The organism is Bacillus sp. FSL K6-2971 (genome assembly GCF_038006405.1).
Classification (GTDB): Bacteria; Bacillota; Bacilli; order Bacillales; family Bacillaceae; genus Bacillus; species Bacillus pumilus.
On the sequence record NZ_JBBOVD010000001.1, the window covers coordinates 1,411,409 to 1,437,631 of the forward strand.

The 26,223-nt window shown below is 39.1% G+C and carries 28 protein-coding genes and 2 pseudogenes; 18 read left to right on the forward strand and 12 right to left on the reverse strand.

All coding sequences use genetic code 11. The annotated features are described in order from the left end of the window. Positions 1 to 269: 269 nt before the first annotated feature. On the forward strand, positions 270 to 1,166 hold the full coding sequence (locus MHI33_RS07335) for a macrolide 2'-phosphotransferase (RefSeq protein ID WP_113768782.1): 897 nt from the start codon (positions 270 to 272) through the stop codon (positions 1,164 to 1,166). A 103-nt stretch (positions 1,167 to 1,269) separates the two neighbouring features. Here the strand turns inward: MHI33_RS07335 and MHI33_RS07340 are convergent, their stop codons facing one another. The 4 genes and pseudogenes from MHI33_RS07340 to MHI33_RS07355 all read right to left on the reverse strand — a co-directional run bounded on the left by MHI33_RS07340 (position 1,270) and on the right by MHI33_RS07355 (position 4,436). Continuing rightward, positions 1,270 to 2,145, reverse strand: a complete 876-nt coding sequence (locus MHI33_RS07340; RefSeq protein WP_065097699.1) for a LysR family transcriptional regulator — start codon at positions 2,143 to 2,145, stop codon at positions 1,270 to 1,272. Between the two features lie 23 nt (positions 2,146 to 2,168). Continuing rightward, on the reverse strand, positions 2,169 to 2,867 hold the full coding sequence (locus MHI33_RS07345; protein WP_335351778.1) for an aspartate/glutamate racemase family protein: 699 nt from the start codon (positions 2,865 to 2,867) through the stop codon (positions 2,169 to 2,171). A 68-nt stretch (positions 2,868 to 2,935) separates the two neighbouring features. After that, positions 2,936 to 3,529: pseudogene (locus MHI33_RS07350) on the reverse strand (GNAT family N-acetyltransferase). A 16-nt stretch (positions 3,530 to 3,545) separates the two neighbouring features. After that, positions 3,546 to 4,436, reverse strand: coding sequence for a LysR family transcriptional regulator (locus tag MHI33_RS07355; RefSeq protein ID WP_268508124.1), 891 nt, complete (start codon positions 4,434 to 4,436; stop codon positions 3,546 to 3,548). 127 nt (positions 4,437 to 4,563) lie between these two features. Here MHI33_RS07355 and MHI33_RS07360 point away from each other — a divergent pair, with 127 nt between their 5' ends. From MHI33_RS07360 to hag (MHI33_RS07425), 14 genes and pseudogenes are all read left to right on the forward strand, one after another. After that, a complete protein-coding gene (locus MHI33_RS07360) occupies positions 4,564 to 5,721 on the forward strand; it encodes an MFS transporter (RefSeq protein WP_340910386.1) in 1,158 nt (385 codons plus the stop codon). 39 nt (positions 5,722 to 5,760) lie between these two features. Further along, positions 5,761 to 6,186 (forward strand): GNAT family N-acetyltransferase, encoded by a 426-nt coding sequence (locus MHI33_RS07365; RefSeq protein ID WP_065097695.1) that lies wholly within the window; start codon positions 5,761 to 5,763, stop codon positions 6,184 to 6,186. Positions 6,187 to 6,294: 108 nt separating this feature from the next. Next, the gene (locus MHI33_RS07370) at positions 6,295 to 6,897 is read left to right on the forward strand and encodes a ClbS/DfsB family four-helix bundle protein (RefSeq protein WP_430642662.1); all 603 of its coding nucleotides are present in this window, start codon (positions 6,295 to 6,297) and stop codon (positions 6,895 to 6,897) included. A gap of 239 nt (positions 6,898 to 7,136) precedes the next feature. Next, positions 7,137 to 8,269, forward strand: a pseudogene (locus tag MHI33_RS07375) (response regulator aspartate phosphatase). After that, on the forward strand, positions 8,259 to 8,396 hold the full coding sequence (locus MHI33_RS07380) for a hypothetical protein (protein ID WP_012009633.1): 138 nt from the start codon (positions 8,259 to 8,261) through the stop codon (positions 8,394 to 8,396). Before MHI33_RS07375 ends, MHI33_RS07380 begins: the two are co-directional and overlap by 11 nt. 97 nt (positions 8,397 to 8,493) lie before the next feature. Continuing rightward, complete coding sequence (locus MHI33_RS07385; RefSeq protein ID WP_065097693.1) at positions 8,494 to 8,727, forward strand: hypothetical protein; 234 nt, start codon at positions 8,494 to 8,496, stop codon at positions 8,725 to 8,727. Positions 8,728 to 8,955: 228 nt separating this feature from the next. Then, positions 8,956 to 9,405: an AraC family transcriptional regulator gene (locus tag MHI33_RS07390; RefSeq protein WP_106065122.1), complete on the forward strand. Its 450-nt coding sequence runs from the start codon at positions 8,956 to 8,958 to the stop codon at positions 9,403 to 9,405. 144 nt (positions 9,406 to 9,549) lie between these two features. Beyond that, complete coding sequence (locus MHI33_RS07395; protein ID WP_278178699.1) at positions 9,550 to 10,179, forward strand: hypothetical protein; 630 nt, start codon at positions 9,550 to 9,552, stop codon at positions 10,177 to 10,179. A 165-nt stretch (positions 10,180 to 10,344) separates the two neighbouring features. Then, positions 10,345 to 11,526, forward strand: a complete 1,182-nt coding sequence (alr, locus tag MHI33_RS07400; protein ID WP_106067256.1) for an alanine racemase — start codon at positions 10,345 to 10,347, stop codon at positions 11,524 to 11,526. 95 nt (positions 11,527 to 11,621) lie between these two features. After that, entirely contained in the window at positions 11,622 to 13,103 is a 1,482-nt protein-coding gene (locus MHI33_RS07405) for a Kelch repeat-containing protein (protein WP_268454703.1), read from the forward strand. Positions 13,104 to 13,337: 234 nt separating this feature from the next. Continuing rightward, entirely contained in the window at positions 13,338 to 14,237 is a 900-nt protein-coding gene (hag, locus tag MHI33_RS07410) for a flagellin Hag (RefSeq protein WP_064498329.1), read from the forward strand. A 274-nt stretch (positions 14,238 to 14,511) separates the two neighbouring features. Beyond that, positions 14,512 to 15,429 (forward strand): flagellin Hag, encoded by a 918-nt coding sequence (gene hag, locus MHI33_RS07415; protein WP_044141243.1) that lies wholly within the window; start codon positions 14,512 to 14,514, stop codon positions 15,427 to 15,429. A gap of 328 nt (positions 15,430 to 15,757) precedes the next feature. Further along, a complete protein-coding gene (gene hag / locus MHI33_RS07420; RefSeq protein WP_065097689.1) occupies positions 15,758 to 16,648 on the forward strand; it encodes a flagellin Hag in 891 nt (296 codons plus the stop codon). A gap of 289 nt (positions 16,649 to 16,937) precedes the next feature. Beyond that, a complete protein-coding gene (gene hag / locus MHI33_RS07425; RefSeq protein ID WP_065097688.1) occupies positions 16,938 to 17,837 on the forward strand; it encodes a flagellin Hag in 900 nt (299 codons plus the stop codon). Between the two features lie 118 nt (positions 17,838 to 17,955). Here the strand turns inward: hag (MHI33_RS07425) and MHI33_RS07430 are convergent, their stop codons facing one another. The 3 genes from MHI33_RS07430 to MHI33_RS07440 all read right to left on the reverse strand — a co-directional run bounded on the left by MHI33_RS07430 (position 17,956) and on the right by MHI33_RS07440 (position 20,909). Further along, on the reverse strand, positions 17,956 to 19,308 hold the full coding sequence (locus MHI33_RS07430; RefSeq protein WP_340909443.1) for an IS1182 family transposase: 1,353 nt from the start codon (positions 19,306 to 19,308) through the stop codon (positions 17,956 to 17,958). 129 nt (positions 19,309 to 19,437) lie between these two features. Continuing rightward, positions 19,438 to 20,010, reverse strand: coding sequence for a hypothetical protein (locus MHI33_RS07435; RefSeq protein WP_340910404.1), 573 nt, complete (start codon positions 20,008 to 20,010; stop codon positions 19,438 to 19,440). 77 nt (positions 20,011 to 20,087) lie between these two features. Next, on the reverse strand, positions 20,088 to 20,909 hold the full coding sequence (locus tag MHI33_RS07440; RefSeq protein WP_278178711.1) for an FAD-binding protein: 822 nt from the start codon (positions 20,907 to 20,909) through the stop codon (positions 20,088 to 20,090). A 223-nt stretch (positions 20,910 to 21,132) separates the two neighbouring features. Here MHI33_RS07440 and MHI33_RS07445 point away from each other — a divergent pair, with 223 nt between their 5' ends. Beyond that, positions 21,133 to 21,957, forward strand: coding sequence for a methyl-accepting chemotaxis protein (locus tag MHI33_RS07445; protein ID WP_065097687.1), 825 nt, complete (start codon positions 21,133 to 21,135; stop codon positions 21,955 to 21,957). A 36-nt stretch (positions 21,958 to 21,993) separates the two neighbouring features. Here MHI33_RS07445 and MHI33_RS07450 read toward each other — a convergent pair whose 3' ends face one another. Next, positions 21,994 to 22,365 (reverse strand): DUF5412 domain-containing protein, encoded by a 372-nt coding sequence (locus MHI33_RS07450; protein WP_044138938.1) that lies wholly within the window; start codon positions 22,363 to 22,365, stop codon positions 21,994 to 21,996. A 244-nt stretch (positions 22,366 to 22,609) separates the two neighbouring features. Here MHI33_RS07450 and MHI33_RS07455 point away from each other — a divergent pair, with 244 nt between their 5' ends. Further along, positions 22,610 to 23,233 (forward strand): poly-gamma-glutamate hydrolase family protein, encoded by a 624-nt coding sequence (locus MHI33_RS07455; RefSeq protein WP_283924399.1) that lies wholly within the window; start codon positions 22,610 to 22,612, stop codon positions 23,231 to 23,233. A gap of 26 nt (positions 23,234 to 23,259) precedes the next feature. On the opposite strand, the gene MHI33_RS07460 is transcribed toward MHI33_RS07455, so the two are convergent. Beyond that, complete coding sequence (locus MHI33_RS07460; RefSeq protein WP_065097685.1) at positions 23,260 to 23,808, reverse strand: ImmA/IrrE family metallo-endopeptidase; 549 nt, start codon at positions 23,806 to 23,808, stop codon at positions 23,260 to 23,262. A gap of 310 nt (positions 23,809 to 24,118) precedes the next feature. On the opposite strand from MHI33_RS07460, the gene MHI33_RS07465 reads away from it, so the two are divergent. Next, a complete protein-coding gene (locus MHI33_RS07465) occupies positions 24,119 to 25,018 on the forward strand; it encodes an N-acetylmuramoyl-L-alanine amidase (RefSeq protein ID WP_065097684.1) in 900 nt (299 codons plus the stop codon). On the opposite strand, the gene MHI33_RS07470 is transcribed toward MHI33_RS07465, so the two are convergent. From MHI33_RS07470 to MHI33_RS07480, 3 genes are all read right to left on the reverse strand, one after another. Further along, on the reverse strand, positions 25,007 to 25,138 hold the full coding sequence (locus MHI33_RS07470) for a hypothetical protein (protein WP_257474525.1): 132 nt from the start codon (positions 25,136 to 25,138) through the stop codon (positions 25,007 to 25,009). The two genes, MHI33_RS07465 and MHI33_RS07470, sit on opposite strands and share 12 nt — an antisense overlap. 100 nt (positions 25,139 to 25,238) lie before the next feature. Continuing rightward, positions 25,239 to 25,409: a type II toxin-antitoxin system SpoIISB family antitoxin gene (locus MHI33_RS07475; protein WP_034620052.1), complete on the reverse strand. Its 171-nt coding sequence runs from the start codon at positions 25,407 to 25,409 to the stop codon at positions 25,239 to 25,241. Then, positions 25,384 to 26,154: a type II toxin-antitoxin system SpoIISA family toxin gene (locus MHI33_RS07480; protein WP_003211137.1), complete on the reverse strand. Its 771-nt coding sequence runs from the start codon at positions 26,152 to 26,154 to the stop codon at positions 25,384 to 25,386. The genes MHI33_RS07475 and MHI33_RS07480 overlap by 26 nt, the downstream gene beginning before the upstream one ends. Between the last annotated feature and the right edge of the window lie 69 nt (positions 26,155 to 26,223).

Sequence of the window (26,223 nt, forward strand, 5' to 3'; positions counted from 1 at the left end):
CAGTAATTTCATATGTTCAAAGGCTCTGTTTTCATCAAACGGAGTAAACGGGGGAATCTGCACATTTTTAATGATCTTCAGCGGGAAAGTATGCAATTTCACTAGAAGACAGGCAGATCTGTCTTTTTTGTATGTTTTTATCATACAAAGAAAGGCATAAGTCTAGCTTTGTTTACTCTGACCACATAAAATAGCCTGTTTGTGGTTTTTTGTGATGATATTCTTGATGCCTATTGATCATGACTAAATGAGCAATTGGAGGAATGGATATGAATAGACTAGAATTAAAGCAGTTAGCCAATCATCACGGGTTAGAGATTTTAGAGAATACCATCAAAATAAATGAATCAGGTGTTGATTTCCGTGTTGCACATGTCGAAGGTTTACATGGTGATCAATGGATATTAAGAATGCCTCGCAGACCTGAATCAATGAAACATACCTTACAAGAAAAAAAGACATTAGATCACATTAGTAGGCAGGTTCACTTTCAGGTTCCTAAGTGGTCTATCTTTACAGAAAGTCTGATTGCTTATAAACAATTAGAGGGTGTACCGGCGGCTAGTATTGATGTGGAACAGCAATCTTATGTGTGGAGTTTTGATCAAACGAATGTACCGCAAGCTTATTATGAATCATTAGGAAGCGTTTTAGCGAATGTACATTCCTTAGATCAACAGCCTTTTAAAACACTCGGTGTGGAGATGCTCAGTGCTCATGAATTAAGAGAATCAATGAAACAGCGAATGGAACGTGTCAAATCGCAATACACCATTAACAGCGGTTTATGGGAGCGCTGGCAAACATGGCTAGCAAAAGATTCTTTATGGCCGCCTTTCGTGGGGGTGAAGCATGGAGATTTACATCCTGGCCACATTCTGATTGATGAAAATCAATGTGTTACGGGTGTGATTGATTGGTCTGAAGTGGGGGTTGGTGATGTATCTGCAGACTTTTTGTCGCATCAACTTCTCTTTGGGAAAGAAGGATTAACAAAACTTATCCATGCGTATGAAAAAGCAGGCGGGAGAACTTGGCCAGGAATGGATGAACATATAATAGAACTTCTGACGACAAGTGCGATCACTGTGGCCGAGTACGCACAGAGATCAGGATTAAAAGATATGCATGAAACTGCAGCATACATGTTGGCAAACGAAAGCTAATCAATCAGAACGAATCCAAAAAAAAGCCCCTAAAAAGGGCTAAAATAAAGAACATTTTAGCCCTTTGTCAACAATCTGAAAAAGCCCCTAAAAAGGGCTTTTTTTAATCTAATTCATGAAAAAACTGTTTGAGTTGATCAATGAAAACGGATTTTGATTTTCCTTTTTTATAAATGAACTCGATATTGATATTGAAATTGATGGATGGATCGATTGAAATTTGTTTTAATGTTCCTTGTTCTACCTCATTTCTAACGCAATGATGAGGTAGAAACGATAGTCCCATTCCTTGAAGCACTAAATTTTTTGCGGTTTCCATATGATCAACCTCAATGGAAATGTTCGGTGTGATGTTGTTCTTTTGAAATAATCGGTGGAGCATCAACCAATCAAATGACCCATAGTCAAAGAAAATAAAAGGCTGTTCTTCTAGTTCTTTCATATTGATGTTGTCATGGCTGGCGAGCGGGTGATGAGTTGGGACGAACAGCCCAATTGGATCGCTGAAAATAGGAATCGATTCAATTTGAGGATGTGTTTCAGTCCTGACAATCCCAAAGTCTACTTGGTTGTTAATCACTTTTTTGACAACATCCTTTGAATGTCCTGTTACAATTTTCACTTTCAGGTTTTCGTATTTTTCTTTTAGTGCGGGTAATATGTTAGGCAATAGATTATTGGAAATAGAGGATGCGCATCCAATCGTCAATTCATAAGGAATCATCGTTTGTTTGAGACTATGCTTTGCTTCTTGATAAGAATGGAGGATCTTTTTGGCATGCGGGTAAAACTGTTCACCTTTTTCCGTCAGAGATAGTTTATTTCTCTGTCTATCAAATAATTTCAGGTCTAATTCTTTTTCTAACGATTGAATACGTGCCGAAACAGAAGGCTGGGTTAAATACAGTGCTTCCGCAGCTTTATTGATACTGCCTAGCTGGCATACATAAATAAACGCTTCTATATTCTCAATATTCATTTTATCCCCTTATGTTACGTTCTTTAAATGTTTAGCTTTTCAAGCTCATACACTAATTTTACAGCTTCTTTCGCCAAAATGACAGTAGGGTCAATCACTTTCACATCTTTAGTTGACCTTAGGACTAAGGGGATTTCTGTACAGCCGGCAATGATGGCTTCTGCCCCTTGATTGATTAATATTTCTGCAGCTAACGCCAATTCACTTTCGCCTTCACTTAATTTTCCTGCTTTCACCGCATATATCCCATTCATCACGTTTTTCTGAAGCTCTTCACTAGGAGTGATGATGTCAATATTGTGATGAGCACAAGCCTTTTGATAGAGCTTAGTTTTTAATGTTCCATCAGTACATAGTAAGCCCACAGATGTATAGTGATGTTTGCTTAGATAATTTGCGGTTTCTAATGGCATATTCATGATAGGGATATGAGTGGAATGTCGTACGTTTTCTAAAAAGAAGTGAGCGGTATTGCATGCAATGAGAATAAAGTCCGCTCCTGCACGTTCTAATCTCTTAGCTGATGCAATCATATCATCTGTAGGATCTTCGCCTTTCCCAAATATGGCATTGGTTCTATCAGGGATTTGCGGATAATTATCAGCAATCACATGGATATGATCCTGATCTTTTATCGCTGGAGTATGAGAAATGATTTTTTTCATCAGATCAATCGTTGCTAAAGGACCCATCCCGCCCATAATTCCGATCGTTGTAGACATATAAGCCACCACATTTCTTTTTTTTCTATTATAAAAAAAGAAAGCATGGTGAGCGTTATAGAAAAGTTCTATATGTATATAGAAGGTTTATCAAAAGCGTCTTTTAATGAGGTACGGACCCACTCCGATTGAAGAATCGCATATTGATATTCATCAACCCAATGTCCTTTTGACATATCATTTTGAAGCAAATGTCCTTCGCGACTCATTTCTAAACGTTCCAGCACTCGAATAGATTTTTCATTGCGCACATCAGTAAAGGCAATGATTTTATGCTTGTTCAGTGTAGTGAAAATATATTCGAGCCTTGAACTCAATGCTTCGTGAATATAGCCCTTTCCTTGAAATTCAGGTGCGAGTGTAAATCCGATTTCAACGATTCTAAGCTCGCTGTCAAGTGTATGAATGGCGCAATCTCCTATCAGTTGATTGGATTCAGGTAAGGCAATGGCGTATTGAAACCATGTCCTTGGTTGATTAGGTTTTTGTGTCATTAGATGTTGAACAAATGATTCAGCTTCTTCGTACGTATAGTTTTCCTAGGATTGAAATGTTGCAATAGAGGGATCTGCTCGATACTGATAAAATGCTTCAATATCTTGCAGATCAAATTGGCGAATAACAACCCGGTGTGTCCTTGTAAATATGCTGTTTGCACTCATGTTTTAACCTCACTTTTTAGTTTGTTTTCGATTTGAAAAAGTCTATCAGCCATTCAGATAGCTGCTGCTGCGCTTTGCTGACAAATCGATCTGCATAATAAGTTAATTCCAAGTGACGAACAGGTGCCGGATCAGCAATAGGAATCGAAACAATATTTGGCCACGTCGAATGTTGTTGTAGCAATCCTCGCGGCTGAATGGTTGCACCGATGCCAGCTTCAACCAGCTGCAATAATGAAGCTGCGGACCCAACGTCCATGACAGTGTCTAGTTCAACACCCTGTTCTTTATATACGTCATCTACTAAATCCCTTCCTAGATACCCCTTCGGATACATGACCAAAGCATGCTGCGTTAGCTCTTCCAATGTCACTTCATTCTTTTGGGCTAGTTCACTTTCTGAATGAACAAATAATTCGTAGGGCTCACTTCCAAGTGGAATTTGAATGAGACGCTTATCCGCAGGCCCTCTCAGTCCGATGCCGAGATCCACTTTATGCGACAGAACTTCTTCACGAACGAAGATCGTTGAATATGCTTTCAAATTGGTTTCAGGATAAAGTGTTTTAAATTCTACAAATAGCGGAACAAGCTGAAAGTCAAGATCGGAAGGGAGAACTGCAAGTCGAACGTTTCCCCGTTTTTCAGATAATAGTTCTTTCATCGCATTTTTTGCATCTCTTTCAGCTTGAAGCATTTTCATCCCATATTGATAAAGCAGAGTACCCGCTTCGGTTGCGACGACTTTTTTGCCGATTCGATCAAAGAGCGGCATCCCAACTTCTGCTTCAAGCAGCCGAATTTGCTGGCTTAATGTAGGCTGTGATATCCCTAATTGCTCAGCAGCTTTTGTGAAATGTAAATGATCGAATACAGCCATGAAATATGTAATATGCCGAGTATCCATTTGTCATCCTCTCATTGATGATAGTTTTTTACTATCATTATAATACGAATTATTGTATTGATCAATGAACGCGGCAGATTTATACTCAAAGTAACTTCAACAAGTTGAGAGAGGAAGAAGTGCATTGATGAAAAAAATATTTTATTTAGCCGCTTTATTTTTAGCTGCATTAAACTTGCGACCAATCATTACGTCCGTGGCTTCTATGATGAGTATGATCCAATCAGAGCTTGGTGTTAGTGCGCTGACAGCAAGTCTTCTAACCACTTTACCGCTCTTGTGCATGGGGGTGTTTGCACCTGTAGCAACTAAACTAAGCCGCCGTTTTGGTTTAGAGAGAACGCTTTTTTTCTCGATTCTTCTCATCACGATCGCTACTGGACTACGTGGGACGAGTCAAACGGTTGCCGTCCTTCTTATCACTGCATTTGCAGGAGGAGTTGGGATTAGCTTTGCAGGTCCTTTGTTGTCTAGTTTTATCAAAAAGTATTTCCCGAAAAATCCGGGGATTGTGAGTGTTTATTCTATTTCGATGACGATTGGGGCAGCACTTGCTTCCGGCTTCACCATTCCGATTTATCTTCGCAATGAGCATAATCTTCCGCTCGCCTTGTCTTGCTGGGCGGTTTTAGGGATCATCGCATTGATCTTATGGCTAGGGCTGGCTCGGAAAAAACAACAAGCTGATCATACAGTTTTACCGCTAAGGCTGCCACTGCGAAACAAAAAAGCCATTCAATTCACCTTGTTCTTTGGCTTTATGTCCAGTATGTTTTACTCGTTAACAGCATGGATTTCACCCATCGCCCTTAGTTTTGGCAATAGTCCACAGTATGCCGCTATGCTGCTAACGATATTTACACTGATTCAGATTCCAGTGGCATTACTTGTTCCAGGGGTTGTCACTCGCTTAGGAAAACCGAAATTATTTCTGATCTTATGCAGTGTGTCAGAGTTGATCGGTCTTATTTTCCTTCTACTTCCAATGCCTATTTTGCCAGCCGTCATTTTTCTAGGTATTGGGGCAGGTGGATTATTTCCTTTAGCACTTATGCTGCCCATTATTGAGACGCGTACACCGGAGGAAGCTGGTACATGGTCCGCCATGTCGCAGATGGGCGGGTATATCATGGGCGGGTTTGGTCCATTTTTTATTGGCCTAGTTTTCGATCTAAGCGGACACTTTCAAGCTTCCATTGTTGCTATGCTTGTCATTGTCTCGTTAATGATTGGTGTTCAGTTATCAATGAAACTAGGTAGAAAAGAGGAAGAAGTGTCGAGTTAAATCAGAGCTTCACATTTCAATCAAAACGAGGGGATTCTATTGCTCATTCGAGGAGCAAAAACGGTAGACTATCCACAATTAAGAGAGGTTTATTTAGCGTCTCGTCGTCAAAGCTTTCATTGGTTGAACTCAGATGACATGAATTTATATGACTTTGATGAGAATACATGGGAGGAAAAAATTTTCTTAGCTGAGGAAAACAATAAAATCCTCGGATTCATCTTGCTCTATGTACCAGATCGTTTTATTCACCTCTTGTTTGTACATCCAGAAGCGACTGGTCAAGGAGCTGGCGATCTGCTGCTCAAACATGCTATCAAAGTGTTGGGAACTCCAGTCACCCTTATATGTGTCTCTGACAATCACAACGCTTTGACTTTTTATCAAAAAAGAGGCTGGAAGGCTGTTGTAGAAGAAGGGGGGCCTGGGGAGAGATACTGGGTGTTTGTTTATGATGGAACGTAAAGAGTGTCTTCTTTTTTCGCAGCCGCTTTTATAGCTTTTCTTTATTGAGCTATTGCTTTTTCGCTCGATTAAGAGTTTGATTATCATAGAGACTGTAAAACAGAAGGCATGAGCTACAGTTACTTTTTTGTACTTTTGCAAGATATGTTCCGAGAAAAATTTGCACAAAAAGAACTAGAGGTGAATCATATGACAAGCTATGAGTCAAAAGATGTTTTAAAGCAAGCAATCATGAAGACGTACAATCAATACGATGAAGAATTTGATATGATTTCAGAAGAAATGAAAGATGATCGAATAGAGGATGTGAGCCGAACTCCTGCAGAAAATTTGGCTTATCAAGTTGGTTGGACAACCCTACTGCTTCAATGGGAGCAAGACGAAACTGAAGGAAAGGTTGTCCATACGCCAGCAGAAGGATATAAATGGAATCAGCTTGGCGCATTATATTCTCTTTTTAATGAGAAGTATGCTTGTCAATCACTAGTCGCATTAAGAGCACAGCTCAAACAGAATGTTTTAACTATTTGTGATATGTTGGATCGTATGAGTGAAGAAGAATTGTTTGAACCTCATCAACGAAAATGGGCGGATGAAGCTACAGCAAAGGCTGTTTGGCCAGTTTATAAATTTATTCATGTGAATACCGTCGCCCCTTTTAAAAATTTCCGTACTCAAATTCGTAAATGGAAACGATTAAAACAAGTATGACGTGAAGGATAGACTAGATACATATATTTCGTTAGACCTGATGTTATCATCGAATTTTAGAGAGTACAGAGGGCACTGATTTGAGCTCAGTTATTCCTCCTTCTCAAAATTATGATCACTCACATGGCTTCTTTCAAGAAGCTTTTTTTGTTCTTTTGCGGTTTCTTTTCGGTGCTGGAAGAATCATAAAATGATAATATATGTCATTAAAGGGGAAATAGAGGAAAGGGTAAGGTCTGATGGAGAAAGTGCTTTCTTCTCACGTCGGCTTGAAAATCAATGAATGGTATTATCATATTCAACGATTTAACGTACCGGACGCCGAGGCATATAAAGAAGAAATCAAATCAATGCTTGATCTTATGGAAGAGGATCAAGATTTATTATTGTATTTCTCACTTATGGAGTTCAGACATAAATTAATGCTTGATTACTTGAATCCTTTAGAAAATGGGAAAGAGCGGGCGAACTTTAGGGAACTCGCACTGAAAATCAAAAGAGATCAAGAGAAATTAACAGGATTGCTCGAGTATTATTTCAATTTTTTCTACGGCATGTACGAATTTGAAAACTATGAATATCTAAATGCGATTACCTTCTATAAGCGGGCAGAAAAAAAGCTGTCTCTTGTCAGCGACGATATTGAACGTGCCGAGTTCAATTACAAGATGCAGAAATCTATTACCACATGAAACAAACCCACATGTCGATGCACCATATCGCACAGGCGATAGAATGTTACCGAGAAAAAGATACATACACCGTCAGAGAAATTCAATGTTCTTTTGTCATTGGATTAAACTATATCGATATGGGTTGCCCCGAAAAAGCGATACCCCATTTTCAACACGCACTAGAAAAAGCCGCCGAAAACTCAACCAAACGATTAAAAGGATCAGCACTTTATAATTTAGGGTTGAGTTATTTTCATAACAAAGAATTAGCACAAGCGATTACTCACTTTAATGATTCAATTCGAGCATTTAAAGAGCAGGGATACGAGCATTTAAATAGAATCTTAGATCCGCTCATTATGTTGTCAAAAGCCTACTTCAAAAAGAAAGAACAGGATTTAGGTACATACGCTTTAAATAACGGCATAGAACTATCTGAAAAGCTGAAAGACCATATTTTATTATTGATATTCAAGTTTTTAAGATCCCTATACATTGACAATAATTTTGAGCAGTTGGAAAAAATAATGGAATTGTTAGAAGTAAAGTCAATGTATCCTGACCTTGAAGATTTAGCAAAAGATGCTGCAAAATATTATAATGAAATGGGAGTTAAAGACAACGCGATACATTTCTATGAAAAGATTCTTTATTTCCAAACTCAAGTAAAGCGGGGGGACTGTCAGTATGAAATTTAAAACGTTATCAGTAGTATTCGTGATGATTAGTGTCATAAGTGTTGTTGGTTATTTTACGTCTGAAGTGACAGCAAGTCATGATGAAGCTAGGAGAGGTCATACTGCAAGTATTGGTTATACTGCTTAAGTAAAAAGCCCTTAAAGGGCTTTTTACTATAAAACGGAATATACGCTATGTATAAAGAGTATTTTTCCCATAGAAAACATACAGAGGAGGAAGTGAAATGACAATGTTAAAATCAACAGTATTTCGAAAGATTTTCATTATATTTTTTGCTTTAACCTTTATGATTAGTCTGTTCAATATGGCGATGTTTCCGGGGACGCCAGTGTCTTATTATGTTGGCCTGGTTTGTAAGATGTTGTTTATCAGCTTGTTAAATGGTCTATTTTTCGGAACAATTATCTATTTGATTGTCACCCTTCTCTTTGCTAAATCTTCAAAGGAAAATCAATAAACAAGTGAGCGGCTAAAGACCGTTCTTTTTTATTTCAAAAAATTGGATATGCTTATTTAAAGAGAAAATGAGATGACTTAATTTATGATCTAAATCGCAATTCCTGTGAATGTTTTTCCAACATAATTCAATTATTTTTAATATCCTGCTGTATTATATTTTAAAGGATGTTACCGTTGGATGTAAGGAATGATTGGCCAATCTTCCAATAAGAGTTGGAGGGAAATCATGAATGACAAAATTGAAATAGTAAGCAATATGAAGATGGTGTATATGAGGAATATAGGACCATATGGCAACAAAGAAAATGTAGAGATGATGAAGAGATTTAAAAAATGGATCAATCAACATCAATTAAATGATGAATTAAAGGAATTTGGTATATATGGTGTTCCTCAAGATGATCCTGGAAAAATTCCACCAGAAAAATGCAGATACGACCTCATGTTGATGACAAATAGAGATTTCTCAAAAGATCAAATGGTTCAGACTGGACATTTTGAAGGGGGAAAGTATGCTGTGTTTACAGTGACACATACAATCGAAAAAGTGAATTTGTTTTGGAGCCAATTGCCTCAAATGATCCAAAACAATCAATTGAACATGCGTCAGGCATCTATTATGGAGAGATATAGAGAAGAAGAAGGCGTGTGTGAGTTCTTACTACCTATCTTTTAAACACTTGAACGAAATTCAATAAGAAAAGCAGACCTTTATGGTCTGTTTTTCTTCCTATCAGATTTATATTCTTAAATCATCTTGCTTCAAATGCTATACTATGGCTAAACCATTCATGAAGGGTCATGATAGGAGGAGCATTGAGTGATATTCATCATAGGCATTATCATTGCTCTTATGATTGCTATTTTAGGTTTTACTGTTTTCGTAGATGTAGGGAATGGATGGGGAACGGCTCTCAGCATCATCGGAGGACTGGTCATTTTAATCATAGCCGGTAGATGTCAAAGACGAAAAGAACAGAATGATCCCAACATATTATTGGACAAAATAATGATGCTTTTTCACGAAGATGGGTTTCAGGCATCTACCTATATCTTTTCGGAGCAGGTTGATAAGGGCTTTGCGATTGATGATGAGTTAAAGAAATTGCGCTTTATTGAACATCAGCCTGGCGGGTCAACTAGAAAAAATAGATTTGCAGTCACTGAGCTATCCATGAAAGATTTGAAACAAGTTGAGATGTTAGAAGATGGTGTGCCGATTGATTTAGCGGAGAGTAATGATAAAGAAGAGGTCTCGACGCTTGAATTAAGGTTAACAACGAATGACCAAGAATTACACGCGATGACAATCAACTTCCTGCAATTTGATGTGCCTGTTCGTAAGAGCAATGCTCATTATTTAGCTGAACGAGAAAATTTGCAGGAGATTTATCATGATATTGATGCAATGATGAAATCTGCGGATAAAATTGAATATCATCTTTCATAGAGAAGAAATCACAGTTGATGTGGTTTCTTTTTTTATGTGCAACAAGACAAAGCAGGTCCAGTCATTGTAGTTGAATGTTTTTCTCAAAAATGAATAAAGATAGACTAGACGCAAAAGCGAACATGGAGATAGAAAGAACTCTCATGTGATGAGGAGGAAAAATAAATGAAAAAGCTATGCAGGGAAGTCTGGATCGAAGTCAATCTCGATGCGATTAAAAGAAATATCGAAGCCATTCAAGCGCATATTCCAAGGAAAAGTAAGATCATGGCTGTCGTGAAGGCGAATGCTTATGGTCACGGTTCAGTGGAGGTAGCCCGGCAGGCACTGGAAAGCGGTGCGACGGAGCTCGCAGTAGCTAGCTTGGAGGAAGGCATTGTGCTGCGAAGAGCAAAAATTGAAGCACCGATTTTGGTTCTTGGATTTACCCCGCTCGACTGTGTGAAAAGGGCTGCGGCCTGGAGAATTGATCTATCTGGCCTTCGTGAAGACTGGATTGTTGAAGCAAATGAGATCTTAGCGGAAGAAGAAAGTCAGCGCCGGCTTGGGATACATGTCAATGTCGACACAGGGATGGGGCGATTAGGTGTACGGACGAAGGAAGAGCTTTTAGGCGTAGTGGAGGCACTTGAAAAGAGTGAAAACCTTAGATGGGACGGGATTTTTACGCATTTCTCTACTGCGGATGAGCCTGATTCTGATTTTACGCTGCTGCAGCACAGTATTTTTATTGATTTTCTTCGATTTTTGAAAAAACAAGGAATTAAGCTGCCGACCGTACATATGAACAATACAGCGGCTGCCATCGCGTTTCCTGAATTTAGCGCCGATATGATTCGGCTGGGCATCGGGCTATATGGTCTGTATCCCTCGCAATACATTGAAAGCTTAGACGCTGTTCAGCTAGAGCCCGCTCTCAGTTTAAAAGCAAGGATTGCGTTCGTAAAGGAAATGGTGACAGAGCCAAGGACCGTCAGTTATGGCGCAACATATGTAGCAAAACCGGATGAAGTCATTGCCACCATACCAATCGGTTACGCAGATGGGTACTCACGTGCTTTATCAAATCGGGGATTTATGCTTTTCCGCGGAGAACGAATGCCGATTGCTGGCCGAGTCACAATGGATATGACGATGATCAGTTTAGGAGAAATGAAAGCAAAGCAAGGCGAGGAAGTCGTCATATACGGTCGTCAAAAAGGCGGAGAAATTTCTGTCGATGAAATCGCTGAAATGCTCAATACAATCAACTACGAAGTCATCGCCACTTTAAGCCGCCGCGTCCCAAGATTTTATCGTCGAGGCGGGAAGATTATTAAAATATCAACGCCGGTGATGTATGTATGAGGGATATTCCTACTGGTGTACAATGATAAAAATTAAATTTTATTACAAATATGTCGATAAAAGGAGGGATATTTAAGATATGGAGGAAAAAAATGATGAAAAAAAGATTATTTCTAGTGCTTTTGACCATTTTTATGATGGTCACAATTCATCCGTTAAAAGCTCATGCAGCCGAGACAAATGGATGGACGAAGCGAGCGGATTTACCGGAAGAGCGAATCGGAGCAAGTGTAGGAGTGGTTGATGGGAAAATATATGTATTCGGTGGAGCAAGTCAACAGTCTAAATTCAACAATTCAACATATATGTATGATCCTAAAATTGATTTGTGGTCAGAAAAAACAAGTATGCCTAGATTAAGAACAGGAGCTACCTACGCAACAGTAGGTAAAAAAATCTATGTCATTGGCGGCCTTACTGATACAACTAAAACAGTTCACAAAACCATCGATGTTTATGATACAGAACTAGATCAATGGACAGAAGAACCAATTAAGATGCCTGAGAAATTTATATATACATCATATATAACTGGTTCCTTAAGAGCAGCTACAGTTGGAGAAAAAATTTATATAGTAGCATCTTTATCAAGCTCTCAAGTAAATTTTTATTCCTATGATACGGTAAGTGGAGAGTGGGAAAGTTTAGATAATTCTCAATTAGCTTCTCGTCAGGGTAGAAGTATTTCGGAGATAAATGGAAAGTTATATATTGCTGGTGGTGAGGCTAACGTTAGCCGAGCGAATGATAAAGATATATTAGAATATGATATGAAGCTAGGGAAGTGGCAACGCTTAAAGGATGTTCAGTTAAATTCTTTTGCATATGAAGCTGCTTATGCGACATACAATCATAAATTATTTATGATTGGCGGTCAGCAAATTGGAGATAGATCAAGTAAGTTATTAAAACAAGTTCAGATATTTGATCCACAAACTAGACAAGTCCAAGATTCTTTATATGAAATTCCTGAAGGTAGAGTTGGATCTGTAGCAGTTATTGCTGATGATCAATTATATGTCATTGGTGGAAGAGATTATGCTGAGCCAATTGGTAGTCATTCTGTCAAAAACACTTTTAAATCTGTTATCTCAATTCCATTAAAAGATCTGCAAAAAGTCACTAAGGATCAGGATGAAACAAAACCAGATGATGGATCAGCAGAAGAACCGAAAGATCAGGATGGAACAAAGCCTGGTGATGGGTCAACGGAAGAACCAAAGGATCAGGACGGAACAAAGCCAGGTGATGGCACAACCGAAGAACCGAAAGATCAGGATGGAACAAAGCCAGGTGATGGCACAGCCGAAGAACCAAAGGATCAAGATGGAACAAAGCCAGGTGAAGAAGTAACAAAAGGTATACTTTCAATTACTATGATAAACGGGTTGCAAAAGGATTATTTGCTTTCAATGAAAGAAATTAACGATTTTCTAAACTGGTATAAAGAGAGAAGTTTTGGAATTGGGATGAACTTCTATGAAATCAATGATGAGCATAATAAAGGGCCTTTTACAAGTAAGAAGGATTATGTGGTGTACCAAAATATCTTAATGTTTGATATCAAGCAATACTGATATGATATTCATATAATGGCAAAACTGCTGATGATAGATCAGCAGTTTTTGTGTTTGTGAAATTGTTAAAATTAGGATCAACGTCATGGAAAAATGCGATATTAAAAAAAATATGCTAAACATCCTATTACCACGTCCGATAATAAAATTGTCAGGGTTGATAAGCCCTAGAACGAAGGACTTTTTTCAGACAAGGACGTCTGTCAGGTCCCACATACATGGAGGTAATAGGAAATGAGAATTAACCACAATATCGCAGCACTTAACACATTAAACCGTTTGTCTGCAAACAACGGTGCGAGCCAAAAGAACATGGAGAAGCTTTCTTCTGGTCTTAAAATCAACCGTGCAGGAGATGACGCAGCAGGTCTAGCAATCTCTGAAAAAATGCGTGGACAAATCCGCGGATTAGAAATGGCTTCAAAAAACGCACAAGACGGTATCTCTCTTATCCAAACAGCTGAAGGTGCATTGACTGAAACTCACTCGATCCTTCAACGTGTACGTGAGCTTGTTGTTCAAGCTGGGAACACTGGGACACAAGACGGAACAGATCTTGGTGCTATCCAGGAAGAGATCAACAATCTGGTTCAAGAAATTGGTAATGGTACTGATAAAAATGGTATCTCTGATCGTACTGAGTTCAACGGTAAAAAATTGTTGAATGGTGATTTTGCTAATGGTACAGCTACTTTAACATTCCAAATCGGTGCAAACAAAGCGCAAAAATTAGATGTAAATATCGAAGCAATGTCTTCTGATAAACTAGGGGCTCTTAATAATGGAACTCTTGTAGCGGGTCAAGCAGTCTCTAACATTGATGTTACACAATTCGCTGCTGCTACACCAACACTTACATTTGATCAACAACTAGACATCGTAGATGGTGCGATCAAACAAGTTTCAGACCAACGTTCTAAACTAGGTGCAGTCCAAAACCGTCTAGAACACACAATCAACAACCTTGGTGCATCTTCTGAAAACTTAACAGCTGCTGAGTCTCGTATCCGTGACGTTGATATGGCGAAAGAAATGAGTGAGTTCACAAAGAACAACATTCTTTCTCAAGCGTCTCAAGCAATGCTTGCACAAGCGAACCAACAGCCACAAAACGTACTTCAATTACTTCGTTAATAACAGGCCCCTTTATGGGGCTTTTTTATTTTGTTTCTATTCATTTTAATACAGGCGATGTGCTCATCACTTGAACGAATAGCATAATAGAAATCTTTGTGAAACTAAATAGTGAATAAAGATATGTAAAATTGATCAATAAATATTAAAAAATGTTAAACTTCCTATGAAATAATCCGATAAAAGAATTGTCAGGGTTGTAAAACCCTAGAATTAAGGACTTTTTTCAGACAAGGACGTCTGTCAGGTCCCATATACATGGAGGTAATAGGAAATGAGAATTAATCACAATATCGCAGCACTTAACACACTGAACCGTTTATCTGCAAACAACGGTGCTAGCCAAAAGAACATGGAGAAACTTTCTTCTGGTCTTAAAATCAACCGTGCAGGAGACGATGCAGCAGGTTTAGCAATTTCTGAAAAAATGCGTGGACAAATCCGCGGATTAGAAATGGCGACGAAAAACGCACAAGACGGTATCTCTCTTATCCAAACAGCTGAAGGTGCATTGACTGAAACTCACTCAATCCTTCAACGTGTACGTGAGCTTGTCGTTCAAGCTGGAAACACTGGTACACAAGATGAAACAGACCTTGGTGCTATCCAAGAAGAAATCGCTAACCTAGTTCAAGAAATTGGTGACGGTTCTGGCAAAAACGGTATCTCTGACCGTACAGAATTTAACGGAAAGAAACTACTTGACGGTTCTTTCAGCGCAGCTGGTGCTAATGCAAAATCATTAACTTTCCAAATCGGTGCAAATAAAGCACAAAAATTAGATGTGAACATCGAAGCAATGTCTTCTACAGCACTTGGTACATTAGAAGCTGACGGAACTCTTAAAGCAGACCACGCAGTAGCTGACATCGATGTAACACAATTTGCTGATCCGACTGCTACTGGCGCACTTTCTTTCGATGATCAATTAGATATCGTTGATGGAGCTATCAAACAAGTATCTAACCAACGTTCTAAACTTGGTGCAGTTCAAAACCGTCTAGAGCACACAATCAACAACCTTGGTGCTTCTGGTGAAAACTTAACGGCTGCTGAGTCTCGTATTCGTGACGTTGATATGGCGAAAGAAATGAGTGAGTTCACAAAGAACAACATTCTTTCTCAAGCGTCTCAAGCAATGCTTGCACAAGCGAACCAACAGCCACAAAACGTACTTCAATTACTACGTTAATGAAGGGCCCCTTTATGGGGCTTTTTTATGTCTACTGATATTTGAAAAAAGCAGATCCTGAATTGAGACCCACTTGGTGCGTACTTATATTTTAAATTAAAAATATGATAAGAAGAACTAATATTTTAAAAGGAGCACACAATACGTCTTTTCCATATAACTAAATCATGAATTAAGACTGATAAATTAATAAATAAATATTAAAAAGTGTTAAACTTCCTATGAAATATTCCGATAAAAGAATTGTAGGGTTGATAAGCCCTAGAATAAAGGACTTTTTTCAGACAAGGACGTCTGTTAGGTCCCACATACATGGAGGTAATAGGAAATGAGAATTAACCACAATATCGCAGCACTTAACACATTGAACCGTTTGTCTGCAAACAACGGTGCGAGCCAAAAGAACATGGAGAAACTTTCTTCTGGTCTTAAAATCAACCGTGCAGGAGACGATGCAGCAGGTCTTGCAATCTCTGAAAAAATGCGTGGACAAATCCGCGGACTAGAAATGGCTTCTAAAAACGCACAAGACGGTATCTCTCTTATCCAAACAGCTGAAGGTGCATTGACTGAAACTCACTCAATCCTTCAACGTGTTCGTGAACTAGTTGTACAAGCTGGAAACACTGGTACACAAGACGATACAGATCTTGGTGCAATTCAAGAAGAAATCAATAACCTAGTTCAAGAAATTGGTAACGGTACTGATAAAAATGGTATCTCTGATCGTACTGAGTTCAACGGTAAAAAATTGTTGAATGGTGATTTTGAAACAGCTACATTAACTTTCCAAATTGGTGCAAACAAAGCACAAAAATTAGATGTAAACATCAAAGCAATGTCTGCTGATAAACTTGGAACAGACCCAGCTGATGCAACTAAAACAGTTTCAGCTCTTAAAGTAACTAATTTTGCAACTATTGCTGCAGGTGCTGCAGGTGGTTTCAATGATCAATTAGATATCGTTGATAATGCAATCAAACAAGTGTCAGATCAACGTTCTAAACTAGGTGCGGTTCAAAACCGTCTAGAGCACACAATCAACAACCTTGGTGCTTCTTCTGAAAACTTAACAGCAGCTGAGTCTCGTATCCGTGACGTTGACATGGCGAAAGAAATGAGTGAGTTCACAAAGAACAACATTCTTTCTCAAGCGTCTCAAGCAATGCTTGCACAAGCGAACCAACAGCCACAAAACGTACTTCAATTACTACGTTAATGACAGGCCCCTTAATGGGGCTTTTTTTTATGGTGTTTTTTTCTTCGATTTTTCCCCAGTCTTATGATTCTTAAATCCCTCTGGTAAATCATGAAAAATGACCTTTAAATTTGGTATACACTAGCGAAATGATCATAATGAATGAGACTTTTACCTTATTTAATCCTTTTTTGTTAAACAAATTCCATTCAAGTTCGATAAAGGGATTGTAAGGCTTACAAAAAAATTCTAATTTAGAACTTTTGGACAAGGATGTTCAATTGGTTCAAACACATGGAGGTAATAGGAAATGAGAATTAACCACAATATCGCAGCACTTAACACACTGAACCGTTTGTCTGCAAACAATGGAGCAGGACAAAAGAACATGGAGAAGCTTTCTTCTGGTCTTAAAATTAACCGTGCAGGAGATGATGCAGCAGGTCTAGCAATCTCTGAAAAAATGCGTGGTCAGATCCGCGGATTAGAAATGGCGACGAAAAATGCTCAAGACGGTATCTCTCTTATTCAAACAGCTGAGGGTGCATTGACTGAAACTCACTCAATCCTTCAACGTGTACGTGAACTAGTCGTTCAAGCTGGAAACACTGGTACACAAGATGAAACAGACCTTGGTGCAATTCAAGAGGAAATTGATGCACTAGTTCAGGAAATTGGGAACGGTACAGATAAGAACGGTATTTCTGACCGTACTGAATTCAACGGAAAGAAACTTCTTGATGGAACTTTTGCTGCTGACCCAGAAGGTGGAGAACCGAAGAAACTTACTTTCCAAATTGGAGCTAACGGTGCGCAGCAATTGTCAGTTCATATTGAAGCAATGTCTGCTGATAAACTTGGAGTTGAGGATAAAACCGTTTCTACGATTAAAGTAACTGATTTCGCCGAAATTGCAGCAGATGAAGAAGGTGGATTTAACGATCAATTAGCAATCATTGATGGAGCGATCAAACAAGTTTCAGACCAGCGTTCTAAACTTGGAGCAGTCCAAAACCGCCTAGAGCACACAATCAACAACCTTGGTGCTTCTGCTGAAAACTTAACGGCTGCTGAGTCTCGTATTCGTGACGTTGACATGGCGAAAGAAATGAGTGAGTTCACAAAGAACAACATTCTTTCTCAAGCATCTCAAGCAATGTTAGCTCAAGCAAACCAACAGCCGCAAAACGTACTTCAATTATTACGTTAATGAAAAAGCCCCACTAAGGGGCTTCAGATTGTAGAGAAACTCATGTTTTTCTACAATCTTTTTTATTTTCATCGTAATGATGATGGATGAGATTTAAAGAAAAAGGCCTCCCACACACCTAGCCTAGCTTCGCTAGGTGTGTGGCAATCTTCTTCATGTTCTGACAGGCAGCTGTGAGAAGCACTTGCTCACTCACATTTTGTTTTCCCCTCAACCGGCAGTAGCGAAGCCCATGCAGTTGTTTTGAATCTGCAAAGCTTCGCTCTATTTTTTCTTTTCTTTTTTTATATAGCTCTTTTCCAGAAGCAGACAGACGATTTTGCCTGATCTTTTCTTTATGTTCTTCCCATACATGTCTTGAGATCACTTTTTGATGATTTTTCGACCTTGTACAGCTCTCTAGGAAAGGACACGATACGCATTTTTTAGGGTCTGATTTGTAGAACCGATAACCTTTTCGATCAGTTGTTGTATATAATAGCTTCTCACCATTTGGGCATATGTAGTGATCATGTTCAGAGTCATACTGAAATTTCCACTTCTCAAATAATCCTCTTGTTGGATGAAAGCGTCTATGTGCGATGACACCAAAAATACGGCGATCGGATAAACCTTTACAGATTGGGGTTGTCAAATAACCAGAATCAAGGGCAACAGCTTCTACTTGAAAACCAAATCGGGCGATTTGGTGATCCAATCGATCAAGATATGGAACGGAATCATGGACATTGCCGGGTGTGACATGGGCATCTGTGATGATGTTGTGCTTCATATCCGTTGTACGGTGGTCTAGGTAGAAAAAGCCTTCTGGCTTGTTTTCGCGATAAAGATAGCCACTTTCAGGATCAGTTTTACTTTGACGAATGTCTTTTTTTGTTTTCACCTCCTCTTTTTTCTTTAAGGGCTTTTTTCCGTGTACCTCTCGATCTTCTTGGACGGCTACATCTAATTCTTTCATATAGTTCTGAGTATCTTGTTCGATCGTTTTTCTTGTATATTTATGTTTATTTGCATTCGCTTTAAGATGGGTTGAATCAGTAAAAAGGACGCGCCCTCCAACCATATCGTGATTGATGGCTTGAAGCACAATCTCGTCGAAAATGTCTTGAAAAATCGTTGTATCTTTGAATCGAGTACGACGATTCCAGCTAATGGTCGAGTGATGAGGAACGGGGTCATTGATGTTCAAACCTAAAAACCATCTATACGCCATGTTATAGTAAATTTCTTTTTCAAGTTGTCTTTCAGAACGGATACCGTACAGGTATCCGATAAACATCATTTTGAATAAAATAAGTGGATCAAGAGAAGGGCGACCTTTATTCTCACTATAATACGGTTTTACTTTATCTACGATAAATGAAAAGTCAATGTACTGATCAATTTTACGAAGCAGGTGATCCTCTTCGACCAGTTGATCTAGCAATACAAATTCGGCTTCGTGCTGAGAAGAATTTCTAGTGTGGAACATGAGAAAAACACCTTCCTTTAGTATGCTTTTCTCTATTATAAAACGGGGGAATGGAAACTTTAAGAAAAAATATAAAGCTGTCGAGATTTTCTCGACAGCCTGAAGCCCCACTAAGGGGCTTTTTTTGTTTCAATCTAATGAAAGCAAGTGCTGTAAACGAAAGTCAGGAACCGCTTCATGGAAAAAAGCTCGATTGCGTTCATCGTCCTCTTGATCCCACTGACTCCACCATTCGGCCGTTTCTCCAGAGGTGTCGGCTTGAATCATGTTATGCAACTGTTCTAAGTTGATGATTTCTCTCGGTTCTAATAAGAAAGAATGCATTTGGTGATACGCTTCAAGACGTTCAGGCTGTTTTGTTACTATGGTGTATTGTACGTAGCGATTTAAAAATCCTTGTATGAACGTCAAATGGGGAATGGTTGTTTCTCCTTTTAATTTGACGCCTTCCCACGCCATATCAGCAATCGCACAAAGCCACCAGCCGAGTTCATTGGCATGCTGCATTTGTTGTAATGTGTCCTTTTCAAAAGATAGCTGCTCCTTTTTTTGTGCTTGTTTGAGCATACGCTCAAGAGTTTGTGCTTCGAGTGCGGCCTTTGTCATTCCTTGCCCATGAATAGGATCTAACGTACACAAGGCATCGCCCATCACCAATAATCCACTCGGCCAATCGTGCATTTGTTCATAGTGATATCTCACGCAAGAAGGGACTCTAAATCCTTTTGGTTTTGTATAGGGCGTTAAATGAGTAATGGCATCTGCTATTGCGGGATGGGTCAGTGCAGCCGTTTCGGAATCAAATTGATCAGCATCGTTGTTGGATAATGTGATCCGCCAGCTGCAGAGAGAAGAACAGCTACTAAATCATGATCTACCCGTTCAAACAGTCCTGTTGGGATTTGCCTCTCCGGCTGACCCACGACGACCATTGATTGCTGGTATGGCGCTTCTGGTGGTATCTTGTAGTATCTTGTGCTGTAACCGAGTGACACAGTTAATTCATCTGCCCGCGGTAAGGTCAGTCCAGCATCCTTCAGCCATTTTGGCAATTTAGACATTCTTCCAGATGTATCGATCACTAAGTTTGCTTTCATTTCAAAAATGCGTCCTGGTTTTTCATGCCGATCTTTCACGATCAGTCCGATGACTTGGTTTGTTCCCTCTTTCAACTGAAGTGAGAGGGCTTCATGTTTTTCTAAACATTGCACCCGTCTTTCACTTAACATTCTTTGCATCAGCACCCACTCTAGCATGGCACGTCTTGTGACAGCTGTTTCTTCGGTATCAGTAAGCGTTAATTCACCATCTTTTGTGATAAATCGAGAGGGTTGATGCCACGTATTAAATCCGCCCATTGTCAGTAACTCTTTTGTATAACCAGGAAATAGACGTTCCACTATTTGCTTGCCTAGTGGCAGCATTCTATGTGGATGAAAAGCTTGAGGAGTGCCGAGACGATTCTTAGGAGAGTCTGGCATTTCGTCCTTTTCGATCATGAAAACTTGATGATAAAACGTTGATAAAACTTTTGCAGCGAGTATTCCCGTCATACCACTGCCAATGACGATCGCCCGCTCATATGTCATAGGTTGTCTCACAACATGCGCCTCCAATGAATATATATAAAATGATTACATGACCATTTCATCATATGTTGATACTTAAATTATAGCAAATTTACGTTTTGTTGAATATAAATAGGGAATATCCTTCTTTTTACTCGTACATATGAGAAATAACTTTCATCATCATCATTATTTTTAAAAAATAACTATTATTTTAAGAAGAACGACCGATAAATAATACAAGGGGGTAGGGAAAATGGATATACTACAGAGTATAGTGACAGCAGCACCTTATATGATGCAAATTTTAAAAAATGAAGTGACGATGGGTGTCATTGACCGAGAGAAATTTTTGCTGTATTTGCCATCGAAAGATGTTGATTTTCAAATTCGAGCTGGTGAACGTATTAAACCAGATGATCTGAATATGAAAAAAGCGCTGAGAGGTGAGACATCGAGTATGTTTGTGCCTGAATCAGTATATGGAGTACCTTTAAATGCAATGGGATTGCCCATTTTTGATGGAAATGGGCAAGTGATTGGTGCACTCGCTTTAGGTTTTCCGCTCAAAAATCAATTAGAGCTTGAAGCATATATGGAATCATTGAATGACATTATTCAAAGTATTCAAGAAAAAGTACACGTGGTGGCGGCACATTCAGAGGAGCTTTCTGCTACAAGTGAGGAGATGACCTTACAAACGCAGCAAACTCTTGAAAGCTCGAAACAAACAACCGATATTACAAAAATGATTAAAGGCATCTCGAAACAAACGAGTTTGCTAGGATTGAATGCGTCAATTGAAGCGGCCAGGGCAGGAAAAGAGGGAGCAGGTTTTAGTGTTGTAGCAAGTGAGGTTCAAAAGCTTTCAAGTGAAACTTCACGTGCAACAGAAAACATCGAAAGCTCACTGCAAGGAATTTCCTCCAATATACATACATTACTTGAGAGTATGGACCATATGAAAGGTTCTTCATCAGAACAGGCTTCACTTGTGACAGAGTTTAGTGAAATTGTCGATCGATTGACGACGGTTAGTAAGGATATGAAGAAATTCATGCAAACCGTCATGTCAACGTAAAAAACGAATCCAAGAGGATTCGTTTTTTGTATGTCGTTATTTTCTCTTGTTCTGATCAAAGCGATAATCATACGTGTCGCCTTTCACCACATTTAAAAATTCATGTCCAATTTGAACAAGCTGTCCGTTTTTCCATTGGATGAGAGGGTCTTTATCAGGGTATTTCCAGTAAATCGTTTTCTTGCGGTGGGTCAGTTTGTTTTCAATTTCTGCTCTGACTGCGTTTTCCTTTAGCTTTCCTCCGCTATGCTGATAGGTGTTGATGATGTACATTCCGTCAGGTGATGACATCGAGCGGATGAATGTTCCGTGAGACACGCCTTGAAGAGAGAAGCATTTCCAATAAATAATGCCAGCGAAGCTAAGGAGTAAGATGATCAGAGTGAGGGTCGTTTTCTTTTTTAACATGATTTCCTCCAGATGTAGATCACAATATTTCTAATTTATGAGAGAGAATACAAAAAGATTCATATAGTCCAAAAGTTCTATCCATTTCAATTATCGGTCATTTTTTCTCAAAATTCAACAGAATGGCGTAAATGTAAGGAAGATTTAAGGAAGAATTCAAGTGGTATATTTGATTCGAAACCTCTTTACAAAAGAATGAGGGATCAGTAGACTTATGCTCATATAAAGAAATGGAGCAGATGACATGAGGCAATTTATCGATACGTATCAAAGTTATGAAGAGCTTTCCGCTCATGAAAGAAAAGGGATTGATTATCAAATTCTTCATGAGCGGAAAGGTGACCAGCTTCTGGTTTTGTCGCCTCATGCCGGAGGAATTGAATCAGGCGTGAGTGAGCTTGTTCATGAAATATCTAGTGACTATTCTATGTATTTATTTGAAGGCCTTAAAGTAAAAGGCAATCATGTTCTTCATATTACAAGCACACGCTTTGATGAGCCGCTTTGCCTTTCAGAGGTGCATACCCATCATTATACGTTTGCACTTCATGGTTACGGAGAAACAGAGGTGCTTCAAACGTTAGTGGGGGGGACGGACAGAGAAAGAGCGGCAGAAACTGTGAAGCGTTTAACGCTAAATGGCTTTCACGCATTGCTGCTAGCCGAATCTGATCGTTTTTCTGGAACGCATCCTGATAATATCAATAACAAATGTTTGACAGGAAAAAGTGTACAACTTGAAATTAGTCAGGCGCAAAGAAGAGCATTCTTTCAAGACTTTAGGCGTCGATACCGGCGAGATACACAAACTGAACAATTTTATCGGTACACAAATGTACTCAAACAAGTATTAGCCCTTTATGAATAAACTTCTATCGTTTTATGTCCGATTATTTACGTTTGATAAACGGCTTCTTTTTCTGCGACTCTTTCTGCTTTCATTAAATAAGACGTAAACTCCTGTTGAAAGCGAATACCTGCTTTTCGCTGTTCGAATAAGGCAACCCGTTTTTCAGCAAAAGCCCAAGTGACGTGAAACGTTTGAGCAATATGCAAAATGGCTTGCTGCCGAAGGGTTGGAAGCTTCATTTTCAGCAGCATAAAGGTTGGCACACAAAAGTGGTACATGAATTGTTTTGCCTGAAACTCCTGCAGTTCTCGAAAGAGTTTGTTCATTTTGAAATGATTGCCTGTATGCTTTAGCACATGACAAAGCTCGTGGGCAAAATCCTGCCACTGTTCTTCAGGTGATAGGGATCTGTTTAAGATAATACTGTAAAGACCTTGATGCTGGATCATCATGCTGCCAGTCTCTTCGTAATGGACCCATACACGAAATTCAGAAGCGATCCTTTGCATCTCTCTATAAGCAGGACCGCTTATTTGCAATTGATCATATAAACGCTTAATATCTTCTTCTAAATGGGTTAAAAAACCAGTCATTTGAAAACCTCCATACAAACGTATGTTCTATTTTTGGCGTAAAAGAAAAGTCCATATAGGACTAAATAGCTAAATGAGCTATTACTTACTTTTTATATCGGCGTATTTTTAACAATTTTAACATAAAATCAAGGAAAAATGGAATTAATTCCTGTTTTTTTCTGTATTTTTGCACTTCTCACTAATAAAAAGAGTGAATTGAATTCAAATTTTACCATAGTCTTCTCATGAAAACAAACAAGTATTGTCTTACGAACGCCACCGATTGATGAGAAAGATCAATTCAATCTAGCAAAAGGGAGTGCAGTAGATGGTACAAATTTATCAAGATTTTATTCCAGTTGGAAACGGGAACCGCCCAGGATATGCGATGACACCGGAGTATGTAACGGTGCATAACACAGCAAACACGTCAAAGGGAGCGGATGCGAAAAGTCATGCGGCCTATGTAAAAAGCCCAACGACTGAGGTGAGCTGGCACTTTACAGTGGATGATCATGAAATCTTTCAGCATCTGCCATTAAATGAAAATGGCTGGCATGCAGGGGATGGTCATGGGAAGGGTAACCGGAAGTCGATCGGTATTGAAATTTGTGAGAATGAAGATGGAAATTTTCAGCAAGCGGTCAAACATGCACAATGGCTCATTCAAAAGCTGTTAAAAGAACATCACATTCCGCTAGCAAACGTGGTCACACATCAGTACTGGTCTGGAAAAGCATGCCCACGCCAGCTTCTATCTACTTGGGATGAATTTAAAAAAGGGATTGAAACGGCAGAAGATCCGGAGACGGTCATCACGTATGTCGTGAAAAGCGGGGATACGTTAACGAGTATTGCGAAAGCTCATGGGGTCACAGTTCAGGATTTACAGAAGTGGAATGACATTAGCGATCCGAATAAGATTCAAATTGGACAGGTTCTCAAAATTTATCTTAACGATGCAAAGAGCTTGTATGAGCTGCCAGATGGGGTTTTAAAGGTGACTTCTCCATTGACAAAGGGAGAGCACGTACGCCTCGTCCAACAGGCGCTTGCTGCTGTTTATTTTTATCCTGATAAAGCAGCTGCAAATAAAGGAATAGACGGAGTTTACGGAGAAAAAACGGCGAACGCCGTAGCGCGTTTTCAGCTGGTAAATGGTCTGACAAGTGATGGGATATACGGACCTAAAACGAAGGAAAAACTTCTGAAGCTGTTAAGTAAGTGAGTGTTTCTGTTTGTATGATTGGATGACTGCTTCACTTTGCTCATTTAATCGACGCATATAAGGCGACGACTTATATTCAGCAAACTGAACATATCTCAATTGTTTGATTTTCTTTTTCATTTATTGGCACCTCAATCGTTGCAGCGTATAGATTATTGTATGCAAGTCTATGTGAAAATGGAAGCAGGACGCGGATTTTGTTCCGCGTCCTTTAGTGTAATCAAGCCCTTTTATTTTTATACTCACCCAAGAGCTGTTCGTTCTTTTTAAAAATACGCTCTGTATGGGGGCTTACCTTGTAATCCGCCATACTGATATGTTGCTTTTTCTTTAAAATCTTAAAAGGGTTTTTCTTGCGATTGTTGTTATCCCCTTGAAGTGCGTGGTCCATCTTCATCACCTTCCTCTTCGTCAGGCAAGATTAGGTCATAAATTGTTGTAAGTGACGTCATTAATAAATAGTCGAACTCAGTGACAATGTCATCAGAGGTGAGCTTAATGACGAAGTGATCATCTGCTACAGAAAACGGGATGAGCACCAATTTGCCGAAATCATCGTAATAGACTTCCTGCCTGTCAAGCTTCGCCTGAATAAGAGCTCGCTGGTCAAGTGTCCGCAGCAGGTCATCTTTTTGTTCCTGCGTATCGTATGGACAAAGAACTGCTTGAATATTCATCTTGTCGGCAAAAGAATAAATGAGCCGTTCAATTCCCTCTATATATGCCTCTACACTTCCATAATATACATGAATCGGTTCATTTTTCAATAGGTATTGGTACGTTTTTAGCTTATTGAGGTAAGAATGAAGTAGATCGTTATTTTGTTCTAGGAGTTGATGGGTGTCGGTTTCCAGTTCGTGATTTCCGAGTTTTTTAATATAGGAGCTGAGAAAGATGAATGCATCGGTTAATGCAAAAAAAACGGCAATAATCAAGTAGTGCATCCAATCGGTAAAGATTGAAGAAGGGTCATTTGTCCAGTACACAACAGCACCAGCTACATAAATCCAATACCACGTTTTACGAATGGCAAACATCTTTTCTTTTACTTTTTGTTCAAAGCGCCATACGGCAAATACATATACAGCAAGAGCACCTAGCAATAACCACACGGTCAATTGAAAAAATAATAGCATGTTCTTCTCTCCCATAGACAGATGGATACTTATTCATTTCTATGGATATGATTGGAAACCCTGCTTCAT

Coding starts and splice junctions, on each gene's coding strand:
- MHI33_RS07470 (WP_257474525.1), bottom strand. CDS start 25,138: ATGAAAAAGAAAATCAAACAATTGAGATATGTTCAGTTTGCTGAATAT.
- MHI33_RS07475 (WP_034620052.1), bottom strand. CDS start 25,409: ATGGACCACGCACTTCAAGGGGATAACAACAATCGCAAGAAAAACCCT.
- MHI33_RS07480 (WP_003211137.1), bottom strand. CDS start 26,154: ATGCTATTATTTTTTCAATTGACCGTGTGGTTATTGCTAGGTGCTCTT.
- MHI33_RS07455 (WP_283924399.1), top strand. CDS start 22,610: ATGAGGCAATTTATCGATACGTATCAAAGTTATGAAGAGCTTTCCGCT.
- MHI33_RS07340 (WP_065097699.1), bottom strand. CDS start 2,145: ATGAATATTGAGAATATAGAAGCGTTTATTTATGTATGCCAGCTAGGC.
- MHI33_RS07450 (WP_044138938.1), bottom strand. CDS start 22,365: ATGTTAAAAAAGAAAACGACCCTCACTCTGATCATCTTACTCCTTAGC.
- MHI33_RS07370 (WP_430642662.1), top strand. CDS start 6,295: ATGAGCTACAGTTACTTTTTTGTACTTTTGCAAGATATGTTCCGAGAA.
- MHI33_RS07390 (WP_106065122.1), top strand. CDS start 8,956: ATGAATGACAAAATTGAAATAGTAAGCAATATGAAGATGGTGTATATG.
- MHI33_RS07465 (WP_065097684.1), top strand. CDS start 24,119: ATGGTACAAATTTATCAAGATTTTATTCCAGTTGGAAACGGGAACCGC.
- MHI33_RS07445 (WP_065097687.1), top strand. CDS start 21,133: ATGGATATACTACAGAGTATAGTGACAGCAGCACCTTATATGATGCAA.
- MHI33_RS07335 (WP_113768782.1), top strand. CDS start 270: ATGAATAGACTAGAATTAAAGCAGTTAGCCAATCATCACGGGTTAGAG.
- MHI33_RS07360 (WP_340910386.1), top strand. CDS start 4,564: ATGAAAAAAATATTTTATTTAGCCGCTTTATTTTTAGCTGCATTAAAC.
- MHI33_RS07460 (WP_065097685.1), bottom strand. CDS start 23,808: ATGACTGGTTTTTTAACCCATTTAGAAGAAGATATTAAGCGTTTATAT.
- MHI33_RS07405 (WP_268454703.1), top strand. CDS start 11,622: ATGAAAAAAAGATTATTTCTAGTGCTTTTGACCATTTTTATGATGGTC.
- hag (WP_064498329.1), top strand. CDS start 13,338: ATGAGAATTAACCACAATATCGCAGCACTTAACACATTAAACCGTTTG.
- MHI33_RS07430 (WP_340909443.1), bottom strand. CDS start 19,308: ATGTTCCACACTAGAAATTCTTCTCAGCACGAAGCCGAATTTGTATTG.
- hag (WP_065097689.1), top strand. CDS start 15,758: ATGAGAATTAACCACAATATCGCAGCACTTAACACATTGAACCGTTTG.
- MHI33_RS07355 (WP_268508124.1), bottom strand. CDS start 4,436: ATGGATACTCGGCATATTACATATTTCATGGCTGTATTCGATCATTTA.
- MHI33_RS07345 (WP_335351778.1), bottom strand. CDS start 2,867: ATGTCTACAACGATCGGAATTATGGGCGGGATGGGTCCTTTAGCAACG.
- MHI33_RS07385 (WP_065097693.1), top strand. CDS start 8,494: ATGACAATGTTAAAATCAACAGTATTTCGAAAGATTTTCATTATATTT.
- MHI33_RS07380 (WP_012009633.1), top strand. CDS start 8,259: ATGAAATTTAAAACGTTATCAGTAGTATTCGTGATGATTAGTGTCATA.
- hag (WP_065097688.1), top strand. CDS start 16,938: ATGAGAATTAACCACAATATCGCAGCACTTAACACACTGAACCGTTTG.
- alr (WP_106067256.1), top strand. CDS start 10,345: ATGAAAAAGCTATGCAGGGAAGTCTGGATCGAAGTCAATCTCGATGCG.
- hag (WP_044141243.1), top strand. CDS start 14,512: ATGAGAATTAATCACAATATCGCAGCACTTAACACACTGAACCGTTTA.